Origin of the sequence: uncultured Maricaulis sp. (assembly GCF_905480005.1) — a bacterium.
Lineage (GTDB): Bacteria > Pseudomonadota > Alphaproteobacteria > Caulobacterales > Maricaulaceae > Maricaulis.
Window position 1 is genome coordinate 23513 of record NZ_CAJQOO010000132.1, and the last position, 14081, is coordinate 37593.

The window sequence follows — 14081 nt, forward strand, 5'->3', positions numbered from 1 at the left end:
CCAGTCACCGCATCTGGATCCGGAGCCGGTTATCCGCTTCGACAATGTCGGTATGCGGTATGGCCGGGGACCGGAGATCCTGCGCGATTTGTCTTTTGATTTACCACGCGGTTCTTTCCAATTCCTCACCGGCCCGTCCGGAGCCGGCAAAACGTCGCTATTGCGGCTGATTTATCTCGCTGCAAAGCCGTCGCGCGGACTGATCAGCTATTTCGGGCGTGATGCCGCCACGCTGCCACGCAATGAATTGCCCGATCTGCGGCGCCGGGTCGGGGTGGTTTTCCAGGAGTTTCGCCTGCTCGCCCACATGAATGTGTTCGACAATGTCGCCCTTCCGCTGCGCGTCGCTGGCCGCAAGCGCCAGGACTATGCGGAGGATGTCGCGGAACTGCTCGCCTGGGTCGGGCTGGGCGAGAAGATGAATGCGCTGCCTGCCACCCTGTCCGGCGGTGAGCAGCAGCGTGTCGCCATCGCCCGGGCCGTGGTCGGCCAGCCGGAAGTCCTGATCGCCGACGAGCCGACCGGCAATGTGGACCCGGAAATGGGCATGCGCCTGCTGCGCCTCTTTGCCGAGCTCAACAAGCTGGGCACGACGATCATCATTGCCACCCATGACTTGCAGCTCGTGCGCATGCTCGACGCGCCGGTGATGACGCTCTCGAACGGGCATCTGCACATCCGCCCGCCCCGCAGTGAACGCCGTCGCATGAAGGAGGCGGCGGAAGCCGCTGAAGCCGAGGCCGACGCCGAGGCTGAGCGGATCGCCGCCGCGCCGGCCGCCGCGGCACCGCGGCAACCCGATCTGGACGAGCCGCGTGCCGCTGATGCGAACCACACGCCGGACCAGGCTGGCGAAGACGATGACTGACGGCCTTCCCAAACCACCCAGCGGCGGCAATGGCCGCTTATTGCCGCCCGATGCCGGGCGTGATCGCCCCCTCTTCGTGGTCGCGGCCATTCTCGTTTTCCTGGCCTGTATCGCCGCCCTCGGCGCCCGGGGTGCCTGGCTTCAGGCCCAGCGCTGGACAACCGATCTGGAGACCTCCCTGACCATCCAGATCCGCCCGACCGAAGGCCGCGACGCCGAGGTCGACGCAGCCCTCGCCGCCGAAATCACGGCCGGATTTGACGGAATCGAACAAGCCACCTCGCGCGGCCGCGATCACGCGCTCGCCTTGCTCACGCCCTGGCTGGGCGAAGGCAATCTGCCCGATGACCTGCCGCTGCCACTCCTGGTCGATGTTCGCACCCGTCCCGGCGCACTCATCGATACCGAGGCGCTTCAGGCCCGGCTGGATGCGGAGGGCATGACTGCGCGGATTGATGATCATGGTCGATGGGCCCAGGCCGTCCGACGCGCGGCCGGTACCGCACAGGGTTTGGGGCTGGGATTGCTGGCCCTGCTCGCCGGCGCCGCCGCGGCGGTGATTGCCTTTGCCGCCCGGGCCAGCCTGGCCGCACGTCTGGACGTCATTGACGCACTGCATCTTTGCGGCGCGGAGGACCGTTTTATCGCCGGACTCTTCCAGCGACGCTTTTTCATGCTGGGCCTGAAATCCGGCGTGGCCGGCGCCGTCTTTGCCGGCCTGGTCTCCATCCTGGTCAGCCTCGGTGATGCGCCTGCCGACATGGCTTTTTTCCTGCCCCAATGGGCGGCGGACCCCTTCGAATTTGTCCTGCTGGCCATGGCGCCGATCCTGGCCGGCCTGACCGCCGCGGTTTCCGCCCGGCTGGCGGTCGCATCCGATTTGCGGGGGCGCTGGTGAGCGACCATAAATCCGCCTGTTTCGCACGCGAGGCTTCATGCCTGTGAGGGACCTGATTCACGGTCGGCCGACAGGCCGCCCATGCCGGAGAGCGCCATGAAGCAGAGCGTGTCCTGGTTGCGAGGCCTGTGCTTCGTGATTGTCCTGACGAGTGCGATCGGCTTTGCCGCCTATGCCGGCAAGGTCGCGGGCTATGACGCGCCCGCAGACGACATCTCGGTCGACGCCATCATTGTCCTCACCGGCGATGCCGGACGTCTGGCCGCGGGCGGCCAATTGCTGGAGGATGGCCGCGCTGGCCAATTGATGATTTCCGGGGTCCACCCGTCCGCCACAACAGCGGACATCCGGCGCCATACCGGGCTCGCCGAGGCGGATTTCGAATGCTGCATCACCCTGGGCCGCGAGGCCACGGACACGGTCGGCAATGCCCGCGAGGCGGCCGCCTATGTGCAGGCCAACGGATATGAGCGCTTGATCATCGTGACCTCAGACTATCATCTGCCGCGGAGTCTTCTGGAGTTCCGCAGCAGAATGCCCGGCGTCGACATCATTCCCTATCCGGTGCGCACTTCCGCGCCGTGGCAAGATGTCCGCGCCTTGCGTCTCTGGCTCCAGGAATATGCGAAATACACCACGGTCCAGCTGCGTGATGCGCTGGCGCCGCGCCCGGAAGAAGCCTGATGCGACTGTTGCGATCCCTGACTTTCTACATCTGGATGTATGGGCTGATGGTGGTCTTCGGACTCATCGGCACCCCCCTTCTGCTGGGTCCGCGGTCCTGGGCACGCAAATTCCTGCGCATCTATCTCAAGGTCGTCTGGTTTGGCATGCGCTGGATCATGGGCGTGACCTTCGAGGTGCGAGGCCGCGAGCATCTGACCACGGGCGGCGCGCTGGTCGCCTCCAAGCATATGAGCATGTGGGAAACGCTGGCCTTCTGGGAAATCCTGCCGGACCCCGCCATCATCCTGAAGCGATCGCTGATCTACATGCCTTTCTTCGGCTGGTTTGCGGTCAGGCTGGGCAATATCTCGATCGACCGGAAGGGTGGCGGCAAGGCGCTCAAGGGCATGTTGCGCGACGCGGCACAACGCGGATCAGAAAACCGCCAGGTCCTGATCTTCCCGGAAGGGACCCGGGTCGTGCCGGGCGAGCGCCCGGAGTTCAAGCCGGGCATTGCCGGCCTCTACAAGTCGATGAACAAGCCCTGCATCCCGGTCGCGCTCAATTCCGGCGTCCACCTGCAAACCTATTGCGGCCTGCGCAAGCCGGGACGGGTCGTGGTCGAGTTTCTCGAGCCCATCGCCCCCGGGCTCGACAGGGCCAGCTTCATGCGCGAACTCCATGCGCGCATCAATCAGGCAACAGACGCGCTGCTGGCGGTTGATGGCATCACTCCAGACCCTGAGGAGCGGGCATGACAGACCGCCTTCGTTTCCTCCTGCCCATTGGCGGGATTCTCCTCGTTTTCGCGCTCTATTCAATCTACTGGTTCTTCGCCAGTACGCAGATCCGCGCCGCCGTGGAGGACTGGGTCTCTGACCAGGAAGCCGCCGGCTATGTGATCGAACGCGAGGCCTTGACCGTCTCCGGCTATCCCTATCGTTTCCAGATCACTTTCCGTGAGCCACACATCACGGCCCCGCAGAGCGATGGCGGCTGGCATGCCGAGCTTGCCAGCCTGCAGGCCCACGCCGTGCCCTATGACCTGTCACACTGGATTGTCCGTTTCGGCGGCCCGGCTTTCATCGACGATCTCAACGGTCCCGGCAGCCAGCTGGAACTGGGGGCCAGTGATGCCCGGGTCAGCCTTGTCTACAATGAGGCGGGTGAGACCGAACGGGTCGGCGCCGAGCTGATCGATTTCACGGTTCTGACCCGCGCCGGCGACGCACCGGACATCCAGTCCGTCGGAGCGCTTTATCTCAACGGCATTGTCGAGGCCGACAACACGCTTCATGTCCGTGTGATGGCCGAATCCATCGTGGCCGCGCCAGGCGTTCTGAGCGCCGACATACAGCGCGCCTTCGGCGATACGCTCGACATGGTCCGCATGGAGTTCTCCGTCACCCAATGGGCCTCCCTCGCGCGCAATGCTGACGCCCTGTCCTGGAGCCAGGCCGATGGTCGGCTCGACATCACCGATGCCGGCCTGCAATGGGGCCCGGCCGACCTGACGGCTGTCGGCGAGTTCACTGTCGATGATTATGCCCGCCCGGATGGACGCCTGTCATTGCGCGTCACCGATCCCGATACCTTGTCAGAAGCGCTGGTCGAAGCCGGCCTCATACCGGAGCAGAATCGCGAAGCTCTGCGCGTCGCCGCGATGATGGCACCGCGCGGTCCGGAGGGCGTTTCGCTGCCCTTCCGGATCCGTGATGGTGGCGTCTATCTGGGACCGGCGCGTCTCGGCGGTGTACCGGACTAGAGCCGGGTCAGGCCTTCATGAAGTCGGTGAGGGCCTCAACCAGCTGCCGGTTCTGGCTTTCCGTCCCGACCGTTGCCCGCAAGGCATCAGGCAGGCCATAGGGCTCGACGCCGCGGATGATCAGACCCCTGGCGGTCAGATAAGCATCCGCGTCGGCGGCCGTCTTGCCCGGCGTTTCCGGGAAATGGATCAGCACGAAATTGCAGACGCTGGGTGTCACCTCCAGGCCGAGCCCGCCGATCTGCTGGCGCAGATAAGCGACCCATTCATCATTGTGCGCGACGGAGCGCTGCATGAAATCGCGATCCTGGATCGCTGCCGTGCCGGCCTCGATCGCCGCCATATTGACGTTGAAGGGTCCACGCACACGGTGCAGCACGTCGATGATCGGCTTTTGGGCATAGGCCCAGCCAAGTCGCAGGGCTGCAAGGCCATGGATCTTCGAGAAGGTGCGGGTCACAACGACATCATCGCGCTCGCGCGCCAGTTCGATACCGGCTTCATAATCCGGATTGTGAACGAATTCGGCATAGGCCGCGTCCAGCACAAGAAGCGTCGAGGTCGGCAGACCATCGCGCAGACGACGGACCTCGTCGGCCGGGATATAGGTGCCGGTCGGATTGTTCGGATTGGCGAGGAAGACAATCTTGGTGTCATCACCGGCCGCCTCGAGAATGGCATCAACATCGCTGCGATAGTCACGCTCCGGCGCGGACACGAATTCGGCGCCGCACTGCATGGCAACGAGGCGATAGACCAGGAAGCCGTATTGCGACTGGACGACCTTGTCGCCCGGTTCGAGATAGGCGCGGCCGAGGAGCTGGAGCAGCTCGTCCGACCCCGTCCCGCAAACAATGTTCTCGGCTTCCAGGCCCTCAGCCTTCGCGATCGCTTCGCGCAGCTTGGTCGCGCCGCCATCAGGATAGAGGTGAAGTTTCGACGCCGTCGCCTGCATCGCGTCAGCCGCCTTGTCCGAACACCCCAGCGCGTTCTCGTTCGAGGACAGCTTGATCGGCTCGGCAATACCCGGCGCTTCCGAAGAGCCCGGCTTGTAGGGGCGGATGTCGAGAATACCGGCGCGTGGTTCGATAGACATGGAAACTCCTCAGTTCCGGGGTGTCCGGCTGGACACTCGTCGGGGAGATAGCGCGGGCTGGCGTCGACCTTCAAGTACCCGCGTGCTGGCGCGCGCAGTCCGCAGCCCCGGCATGACCCCCGCGGTGTGCTTGACGGCCTCGACCATGATCAGCCCGCCCAGGCCCGGCCAGGCGTATTCGCCCACCTCTTCCCAGAGGTTGGAGATGCGCCGGTGCGTGCTCCATCCCCAGGGCGGAGCGTAGAGCGCGCGGGACCAGGCCGTCGGCGTGAGCAGGGCATCGTCCAGCAACCGGGAGAGCTGGCTGCGCGAGAATGGCCGACCATGCCCGAATGGCGTCGAATCAAGCCAGGCCCAGATCCCGGCCCGCGAAGGCGAGACAATCATGAGCCGTCCCTCCGGCGCCATGACGCGCCAGACCTCACGCAGAAGGGCTGGCAGGGAATCGGTCTCCTCGAGTGCATGAACCAGCAAGACCCGATCGAAGAGCGCCTCCTGGAAGGGCAGATGCATTTCGTCGCCGAGCGCAGTGGGCACGCCATCCGGCCCGGGGACAATCGCGCCTTGAGCCGCCGGCATGAGTGACACACAGCGGCGGGCGGTGGCCTGCCAGGCCTCGAGATAGGGATTGGCGAATCCGATCCCCAACACGTCCATGCCACGCACCTCCGGCCAGATCGGCCCGAGGCGGCGGGCAATCATGCGCTGCGCGGCGCGGCCCTGACGGGTGCGGTAGAAGCGATCCAGTTCAAGAACGTCACGGCGCACTGGCCACACTCCTGCTCGATGCCTAAGCTCGGGCTCGATGCCTGAGCTCGGGCTCGAAATCCGGGCCCGGACTTCGGGATGAACCCTCCTCTCACAGCCTAACGCAAGCGGATTTTTGGACAATGAGCGAACTCCTCATCCGGCAGTTTCCTTGCCTCTCCGACAATTACGGCTTTCTGGTCCATGACCCGGACAGCGGCGAAACCGCCACCATCGATACGCCCGACCCGGCCGTGATCCTGGCCGAGGCCGAGGCCGCAGGCTGGCGCATCACCCAGATATGGAACACGCACCACCATTATGATCATGCCGGTGGCAATGACGCCATCCAGGCTGCGACCGGCGCCCGGATTGTCGGGCCGCGCTATGACACCCATCGCATTCCGTCGATCACCGATCCGGTCGAGGATGGCGATGTCGTCACGCTGGGCGCCCACAAGGCCGATGTCCTTTACACGCCCGGGCACACTCTCGGGCATGTCTGCTACCACTTCGCCGCCGAAAAACTGGCCTTTGTCGGCGACACATTATTCGCGCTGGGCTGCGGCCGCCTGTTCGAGGGCACGCCGGCACAGATGTGGCATTCCCTGTCGCGACTCGCGGAGATGCCGGACGAAACCCGCATCTATTGCGCCCACGAATACACGGCTGCCAATGCCCGCTTCGCGCTGAGTGTCGATCCTGACAATTCCGAGCTGCAGGCCTATGCGACCATGGTCGATGCCGAACGGGCGCGGGGTGAGGCCACGGTGCCGACCTCGATCGGGGCAGAGAAATCCGCCAATCCCTTCCTGCGGCCAGACGATCCCGCCATTCGCGCCCGTCTCGATATGGCGGCCGCCGCGACCGAGGACGTCTTTGCCGAAATCCGTCGCCGCAAGGACCAGTTTTGACCCTTCCCGCCGATGCCCGCCGCATAGTCGAAACGCTCGGCCTGAAGCCGCATCCGGAGGGCGGCTGGTATGCCGAGACCCTGCGCGATCCGGATCCGCACGGCGGCCGCGACCGCTCGACCGCGATTTTCTACCTGCTGGGCGCGGACGAACGCTCGCACTGGCATCGGGTTGATGCGGTCGAGGTCTGGCACTGGCATGCCGGCGCCACACTGGAATTGTCGCTGAGTGATGATGGCGAAGCGGTCGAAACCCTTCAGCTCGGTCCCGACATTGCTGGCGGAGAACGTCCCCAGGGGGTCGTGCCGGAAGGCGTTTGGCAATCGGCCCGGTCACTGGGATCCTGGACGCTGGTCGGCTGCACCGTGGCACCCGGCTTCCGCTTTGAGGGGTTTGAGCTCGCAGCGCCCGATTGGGCACCGGGCGGTCCCGCCTGATCAGCTGGCGCTGGGATCGCTGAGCAGGGCCTGTCCGATAAAGGCCGATGATGGTCGTCCGGCATAGCCGAGCTCCGGCGCAATCACGACGACCAGGGCTGAGTCCTGCCGATAGGCTGCCGGGGCCTCACCCAGCTCGATGCGGACGTGCTCGACACCGCGCAGACGGCGGCGCTCCGCTCGGACCGCATCAAACGCAAACGCGATCATCTGGAGGGTGTCGTGCTGCACGCCGAGGCCGGCACGCGGCGCCGGGGCATATTGCACCGAGATGGAGCGATCCAGGGCGGCTGCCATTTCCGCGGCGAGTTCCTCGGCCCGGTTGCGCACTTCAGCCGGCGAACGAGGCGGCGGGGCCAGAGCGCCAGCGGGACTGGCAAAGTCGGCAATGACGCCGTCCGGCGCCGAGCTGGGGAAATAGGTCGCGCCACCCAGACCGGTCAGGCGAATGACTTCACGGCCGGTATCTGTGATGAAGGCGGTACCGCCGCCGGGTGCCCGGTCGGGGTAAAGAACGAGCACTTCACTGTCCGGCGCATCGCGCTCACGCAGCAGGGCCGCATCGCCGGAGCGGTCGAAGATGAAGAATTCGCCGGTATCAGCCCGCTGGAACCAGCCGGACACTTGCTGCACGCGCTCATTGCGCAACAAGCGGTCCCGCAGGGGGTTTTGCATCCCTGTTGCGGCGCCTGCAGCGAGTGCGGCGATCAGTATGGCTATCAACCAACGCGTCATCCCGACACGCATCATGACCGCCAACACGGCGAATTTGGGGCAGACTGTGATTTCATGTCAGGCGAGGTACTGACCGCCATTGATGGTCAGGGTGGAGCCGGTCACGAAACCGGCCTCATCGCTCGCCAGATAGACGCAGAGCGCGCCGATTTCACCGGCCTCCCCGAGACGCCCGACCGGGATTCCGGCAATAATGCTCGCGAGGACTTTTTCGGGGATGGCGGCCACCATCTCGGTATTGACATAGCCCGGCGTGATGCAGTTGACGGTGATGCCCTTGCGGGCGGTTTCCTGCGCCAGCGCCTTGGTGAACCCGATTACCCCGGCCTTGGCTGCCGAATAATTGACCTGTCCCATCTGACCCTTCTGGCCATTGATGGAGGAGATGTTGATGACCCGGCCCCAGCCGCGCTCGCGCAGGCCGTCGATCAGCGGACGGGTCACATTGAACATGGAATTGAGGTCGACATTGATGACGTCATCCCACTGCGCCTTGTCCATCTTGTGGAACATGGTGTCGCGCGTGATACCGGCATTATTGACCAGAATGTCGATCGGCGAGCCGGCGAGGGTCTCGGCTTCGGCGATCCCGGCCTGGCAATTGTCGAAGTCGCCGACATCGAACTTCACCACCTTGATGCCTGTTTGCTCGGCGAAGGCGCGCGCCTTCTCCTCATTACCCGCATAGTTGGCAATGACTGTGTGACCAGCCGATTTGAGGGACAGACTGATCGCCGCGCCTATGCCGCGCGTCCCGCCTGTGACCAATGCCGTTCGTGTCATGAGCATCCCCCCGGACCTGTCTGTTTCGCACCGGCTTCATGGCCGATTGCGTTCGCGCTTGCAGCACACCGCCTTGAGCGCGTAAACCCTTACATGGAATTGCAACGCGCCCAAGTCGAGCGAAAAACAATCTCGACATCATTTTTGGCGCGAACAGGGGAGTAAGTGGTGAGCAAATCGAACGGCAAGACCGGCGGCATCGTGATCAAGAAGTATGCGAACCGTCGTCTCTATGACACCTCGACCAGCCAGTATGTGACGCTGGACTATCTCCGCGATCTTGTAAAAAAGGGTACGGACTTCCAGGTGGTTGATGCCAAGAGCGGCGATGACCTGACCCGCGGCGTGCTGGCCCAGATCATTTTCGAGGAAGAGTCTCGCGGGGCCAATCTTCTGCCCGTCGATTTCCTGCGGCAGTTGATCGGCTTCTATGGCGACAGCCTGCAGAGCGTGGTGCCCGGCTATCTTCAGATGTCGATGAACTCTTTCTCCCAGCAGCAGGAAGAATTCCGCGACAAGATGACCGAGGCGATGAGTTCGCCCCAGGCCACTGTGGCCATGATCGAGGAACAGACGCGCCGCAACATGGAGCTGTTCGGTCAGACCATGCGCATGTTCACGCCGTTCCCGGCGGGCGCTGGCGAGGCCCCGGAAGGGAGCGCCAGGTCCGAGACTGCAGCAGAGAGCAAGCCGGAGGACCTGTCGGCCCTGCGTGAAGAGCTCGACGGCCTGCGCGCCAAGATGGACCAGCTGCTCGACAAAAAGTGATCGGGCCGCAGCCAGCGCTCATGACTGGCACAAGCCCCTCACAGGGTTAACAAAATCGTACCGAAATGAGCCAGCCGGCCCGCCTCGCGGGCCGGTTTTGCTTTGTCATGACCTGCAAACACCGCATTTTCGGCCAGAATCGTGGTTAACGTCTCATTAAGAGTTGGCATCCGGCTTGCGATGGAGAGGGCATGACCACGATCCGCAGCGCATATTCCGTCCCGACCCCGACCAGCCGGCGCATTGAGCCGGCCAGTCGTGCGCGCGGCTCGCAGGATCGTCCGCCGCGGCAGGAGCGTGCCCTCGTCACCGTCCCGACCCCGCAATCGAACGAGCGCGACAGCGATCGTTCCTTTGTGCGGGCACGCCCTGCCACGGCGGAAGTCATGGTCCAGATCATCGGCGATGCGCCGCGTCGCGGCCTCAAGGCCGAAGCGAGCGAAGTCGAGCGTTTCCGCCGCACCTATGCCCAGGCCGCACAAATGACGACGCCGCCCCCGATGTGGGAGCGGCGCGCATGACAATCGCTGTTGCCAAGGCCCGGCGCTATGAGTTCTGGCTCGATGTAAGCTTGGGCGCGGGCCTTCTCTTCGTTCTGCTCTAGCCTTCGCCGCCGACCGCAAGGTCGCGACGGGCTGCGACGATGGTGACGACGAAACCGGCGACGGTATCCATCAGCGTCATCAGCATGATCAGGAAGAAGGTCGAGGTCGAGAAGTGACCGACCAGCAGGAAAAGCGCCATTGCGATCACGAAGATCATCATGGACAGACCGTGATTGATGATCGTGGCCGTGCCGGAGCCGGCGGCTTTGATCAACTCCATGAAGAGCATGATCATGCCCAGAATGACCAGAAGATCACCCTTCGACAGTGGCAAACTGCCCGACACCATCGGTACCGAGAAAACCTGTGTACTCATGTCGGCGCCCGTTGTGTAGGCGACGATGGCATAGATGATCACCGGAATGATCAGCAGTGGAAATACGTTGAACATGGAACCTCCCCCATTACCGCGGCCGCCCGATCTCTGGGCCTGATTAGCCGCCGTCATACCTAACAATACGCCGTTGTCCCCGCCTCCGGCCATACTTCACTCTCCCCGGTTGTGAAGCGGCCTGACGACTCGCTTCAATCAGAATTCGTCACTACCCCGTGGGTTACGGGCCCGCGAATTTAACCACATCACACCCATAATGTCTGTCAGTGAGGCGAAAAGACGGCCAAAATTCGTGTATTTCGACGTCCCGATGGTGCGATGGCGGTGCGTGACCGGGCGGAATTCGCACTGAAAACCCTCGCGGATCATCAGGGCCGGCAGGAATCGGTGCTGGTGATCGAAATAGGGAAGCTGGAGATAGGCAGAGCGCTTGAACGCCTTCAGGCCACAGCCCGTATCGGCGCAATTGTCGTTCAGCATCGCCTGGCGCAGGCCATTGCCCGCCCGCGAGGCGAATTTCTTCCAGGCCGAATCCTGACGATTGGCGGTGCGGTCGCCGCCGACAAGGGCAAGATTTTCAGGCGCATCATCACGGGTCAGCGCATCGATCACCGACGGCAAATCCTGCGGCGGGTTCTGGCCATCGCCATCCAGTGTGCAGACAATATCGCCACGCGCATGCATCACACCGGTACGAACCGAGCGCGACTGACCGCAATTGGTGCGGTGTGCGATCACACGCAGCATGGGCAGGTCTGCCTTGGCGTCTATCAATTCCTGACGGGTCGCGTCGCTGGAGGAATCGTCGACAAACAGGATCTCAAACGACCGCCCGTCCAGCGCTTCGGCGATTTCACGCGCCAGCGGCACGACATTGCCGGCCTCGTTATAGGCTGGAACGACAACGGAGATATGGGGCGATTTGGGGGAAGACTGGCTCATAGGTGTCTGCTTGAGCTTGCGAATACCGTAGGCCCGTTACATACCGGGTTTCACTGAAGACGCGAGGTATTTCTCATACCGCGCCACAAGCGGATGATCTGCGGCCCTCAGGACCCTGATCTGCAAAGAGGATGGAATGACCGATCTCGCCCGAGGCCTCCGCGCCTACTGGATCATCGGACTTCTGGCTGCCTTGTCGACCCTGGCAGGCCTTTTCACCATGCCCCCCATCGATCGCGATGAGAGCCGCTTCGCCCAGGCGACAGCGCAGATGCTCGAGACCGGCAATTTCGTGGCGATCAATTATCTCGACGAAGAGCGCAACAAGAAGCCGGTCGGCATCCACTGGCTGCAGGCCGCGGCAGTCTCGCTGGTCTCGGACGCGGAAGACCGCCAGATATGGGCCTACCGCCTGCCCTCCCTCCTCGGCGTCATCCTCGCCGCGCTCGCCTGTTTCTGGGGTGGACAGCGGCTGGTCGGTCGCGAAGCGGCCTTTGCCGGGGCGGCCCTGCTCGGGACTTGCGCGCTCCTCGGCATCGAAGGCGGAATCGCCAAGACCGATGCCATGCTGGCCGGCGCCACCACGCTCGCCATGGCGGCCCTGGCCAATGCTCGCGGCGGGGAGACACCCGGCTGGCGCACAGGCCTCCTGTTCTGGTTCGCCATGGGTCTCGGCATTCTGATCAAGGGCCCGATCACGCCCATGGTCGCAGGCCTCACGGCGCTCGCCCTGGTCGCCTGGGAACGCCGGATCGACTGGCTGCGCCCGGTTCTGGTCTGGTGGGGGCCTTTGCTGACGATCGTCATGGTATTGCCCTGGCTGATCTCCATCCAGCTGGCAACCGAGGGCAATTTCCTGCGCGAGGCACTGAGCGATGATCTCGTTCCGAAACTCGTATCCGGCCATGAACGCCATGGCGGCCTGCCCGGCTATCACCTGTTGATGCTGCCGCTCATCTTCTTCCCGGCGACGCTCTTCCTGCTGCCGGGCATTGGCCGCGTCGTCAGTGCCATTCGCGGTGACGGTGCCGGCCAAGCCGCAGCCGCCCGCTTCCTGGTCGCCTGGGTCATTCCAACCTGGCTGGTGTTTGAAATCCTGCCGACCAAGCTGCCGCACTATGTGCTGCCGATCTATCCGGCCCTGGCGCTCATGGCCGGCTGGGGCTTCGTCGAGCTGGCCCGCGCCGCAGCCTGGCAACGCTGGGTCAGCTGGAGCCTGTTCGGGGTTATCGGCCTGCTGCTCGCGAGCGTCCTGCCGGTGCTCTTTCTCTTCTACGGCAACAATGCCAGCTGGGACGCGGTCCGCCTCTCGCTCAGCGGCTTCGAGGGCGGGTTCCAGCTCGGCCTCGATCCGCTTGTCGGCCTGGCGGTCATGGTCAGCGCGGTCGTCCTGGCCGGCCTGACAGGCGCGGCCCTGGTCAGTGATCGACTCCGCCCGGGCGCGCTGGCGCTCGCTTTCGCCGTCCTCTCCGGGCTCAGCGCCCAAATCGTCGGGCGCGGCGTTGTGCTGCCGAATGCCTATGCCGTGCGCCTCGCCGACCAGGTTCGCGCGGCGCGGGCCTATTCGGAGACAATCACCGGCCTGTCACCGGACGAGATCGCGACAGCCTCCAGCTTCACCGAACCCAGCCTCGCCTTCTCGCTCGGCACGGACACGGTGTTGGGCTCGGCTGAGGAAGTGCTGGCGTTCGCCGAAGGCCGGGACGAGCCGACGATGGTCGTGCTGGACCTATCGCGGGATGCGGAATTGCGGGCAGACCTTCTAGCGGAGGCGCGATCCGTATATGAGCTCCGGCAGGAGACCATGAGCACAGACTGGCGACCGAGGTTCACCTCGGCGGCGCCAATCGAGCCACCTTGGGCTGAGGCAGATCGACTGCGCGCCGACCGCTTGGCCTGGATGACCGAGCTCGAAATCTGCCATCGCGCGCTTGCATCCGGCACCAACTACGCGCGCGGAACCGACACCGTGCTGGCCATCTTCTTCACGCAATGCGCCCCAGAGGACACCCCCAATGACACGCAAGATTGAGATCGTCGAAGTCGGGCCGCGGGATGGGTTGCAGAACGATCCGGCGATGATGTCGACGGATACCAAGATCGAGTTCATCGAACGGCTGATCGCGGCCGGTGTGCGGCGTATGGAAGCGGCGAGCTTTGTCCATCCCAAACTCGTTCCGCCGATGGCCGACAGCGATGCGGTGATGCAGCGCGTGCCGCGTCAGGACGGGGTGAAATATATCGGCCTGGCGCTCAATGAACGCGGCATGCGACGGGCGCTGGAAAATGGTTGTGACGAGGTCAATTACGTGATGGTCGCCTCGCCCGGCTTTGGCCTGAAAAACCAGAATGCCACGCCGGATGACACCGCCGACCTGTTCGACCGCATCGCCATTCTCGCCCATGACGAGGGCGTGCCGGTCTCGGTGACGGTGTCCGTGGCGTTCGGCGACCCCTTCGATGGCGAGGTCGACCCGACTGTCGTCGCCCGGCTTGCCGCCCGCGCCCGGGCTGCCGGGGCGG

At 64.1% G+C, this 14081-nt stretch carries 16 protein-coding genes and 1 pseudogene; 11 read left to right on the forward strand and 6 right to left on the reverse strand.

The window, feature by feature from the left end; all coding sequences use genetic code 11:
• Positions 1-31 precede the first annotated feature (31 nt).
• The 5 genes from ftsE (at position 32) to QZ266_RS12150 (ending at position 4197) form a co-directional block, all read left to right on the forward strand.
• Complete coding sequence (ftsE, locus tag QZ266_RS12130; protein WP_295695556.1) at positions 32-868, forward strand: cell division ATP-binding protein FtsE; 837 nt, start codon at positions 32-34, stop codon at positions 866-868.
• A complete protein-coding gene (locus QZ266_RS12135; protein WP_295695528.1) occupies positions 861-1766 on the forward strand; it encodes an FtsX-like permease family protein in 906 nt (301 codons plus the stop codon). The genes ftsE and QZ266_RS12135 overlap by 8 nt, the downstream gene beginning before the upstream one ends.
• 96 nt (positions 1767-1862) lie before the next feature.
• Positions 1863-2450, forward strand: coding sequence for a YdcF family protein (locus tag QZ266_RS12140; RefSeq protein ID WP_295695530.1), 588 nt, complete (start codon positions 1863-1865; stop codon positions 2448-2450).
• Entirely contained in the window at positions 2450-3190 is a 741-nt protein-coding gene (locus QZ266_RS12145) for a 1-acyl-sn-glycerol-3-phosphate acyltransferase (RefSeq protein ID WP_295695532.1), read from the forward strand. The genes QZ266_RS12140 and QZ266_RS12145 overlap by 1 nt, the downstream gene beginning before the upstream one ends.
• A complete protein-coding gene (locus QZ266_RS12150) occupies positions 3187-4197 on the forward strand; it encodes a DUF2125 domain-containing protein (RefSeq protein ID WP_295695534.1) in 1011 nt (336 codons plus the stop codon). Before QZ266_RS12145 ends, QZ266_RS12150 begins: the two co-directional genes overlap by 4 nt.
• A gap of 7 nt (positions 4198-4204) precedes the next feature.
• Here the strand turns inward: QZ266_RS12150 and hisC are convergent, their stop codons facing one another.
• A complete protein-coding gene (hisC, locus tag QZ266_RS12155) occupies positions 4205-5293 on the reverse strand; it encodes a histidinol-phosphate transaminase (RefSeq protein ID WP_295695536.1) in 1089 nt (362 codons plus the stop codon).
• Between the two features lie 9 nt (positions 5294-5302).
• Positions 5303-6061: a methyltransferase domain-containing protein gene (locus QZ266_RS12160; protein ID WP_295695538.1), complete on the reverse strand. Its 759-nt coding sequence runs from the start codon at positions 6059-6061 to the stop codon at positions 5303-5305.
• Positions 6062-6183: 122 nt separating this feature from the next.
• On the opposite strand from QZ266_RS12160, the gene gloB reads away from it, so the two are divergent.
• Positions 6184-6954 carry a hydroxyacylglutathione hydrolase gene (gene gloB, locus QZ266_RS12165; protein WP_295695540.1) on the forward strand — a complete coding sequence of 257 codons (771 nt, stop codon included), beginning with the start codon at positions 6184-6186 and terminating at the stop codon, positions 6952-6954.
• On the forward strand, positions 6951-7391 hold the full coding sequence (locus QZ266_RS12170) for a cupin domain-containing protein (RefSeq protein WP_295695541.1): 441 nt from the start codon (positions 6951-6953) through the stop codon (positions 7389-7391). The genes gloB and QZ266_RS12170 overlap by 4 nt, the downstream gene beginning before the upstream one ends.
• Here QZ266_RS12170 and QZ266_RS12175 read toward each other — a convergent pair whose 3' ends face one another.
• Positions 7392-8066, reverse strand: coding sequence for a DUF4908 domain-containing protein (locus QZ266_RS12175; protein WP_295695544.1), 675 nt, complete (start codon positions 8064-8066; stop codon positions 7392-7394).
• A 117-nt stretch (positions 8067-8183) separates the two neighbouring features.
• Positions 8184-8909 carry an acetoacetyl-CoA reductase gene (gene phbB / locus QZ266_RS12180; RefSeq protein WP_295695546.1) on the reverse strand — a complete coding sequence of 242 codons (726 nt, stop codon included), beginning with the start codon at positions 8907-8909 and terminating at the stop codon, positions 8184-8186.
• Between the two features lie 168 nt (positions 8910-9077).
• On the opposite strand from phbB, the gene phaR reads away from it, so the two are divergent.
• Together phaR and QZ266_RS12190 are read left to right on the forward strand one after the other, a co-directional pair.
• On the forward strand, positions 9078-9677 hold the full coding sequence (gene phaR, locus QZ266_RS12185) for a polyhydroxyalkanoate synthesis repressor PhaR (RefSeq protein WP_295695547.1): 600 nt from the start codon (positions 9078-9080) through the stop codon (positions 9675-9677).
• 191 nt (positions 9678-9868) lie between these two features.
• Entirely contained in the window at positions 9869-10198 is a 330-nt protein-coding gene (locus tag QZ266_RS12190) for a hypothetical protein (RefSeq protein WP_295695549.1), read from the forward strand.
• Positions 10199-10277: 79 nt separating this feature from the next.
• Here QZ266_RS12190 and QZ266_RS12195 read toward each other — a convergent pair whose 3' ends face one another.
• Positions 10278-10673, reverse strand: a complete 396-nt coding sequence (locus QZ266_RS12195) for a hypothetical protein (RefSeq protein WP_295695551.1) — start codon at positions 10671-10673, stop codon at positions 10278-10280.
• Between the two features lie 138 nt (positions 10674-10811).
• Entirely contained in the window at positions 10812-11558 is a 747-nt protein-coding gene (locus tag QZ266_RS12200) for a glycosyltransferase family 2 protein (protein ID WP_295695553.1), read from the reverse strand.
• 136 nt (positions 11559-11694) lie between these two features.
• Between QZ266_RS12200 and QZ266_RS12205 the strand changes: the two genes are divergently transcribed.
• Positions 11695-13590, forward strand: a complete 1896-nt coding sequence (locus QZ266_RS12205; RefSeq protein WP_295695555.1) for a glycosyltransferase family 39 protein — start codon at positions 11695-11697, stop codon at positions 13588-13590.
• Positions 13574-14081 (forward strand): annotated as a pseudogene (locus QZ266_RS12210) (hydroxymethylglutaryl-CoA lyase); the annotation flags it as partial. The gene QZ266_RS12205 and the pseudogene QZ266_RS12210, both read left to right, overlap by 17 nt.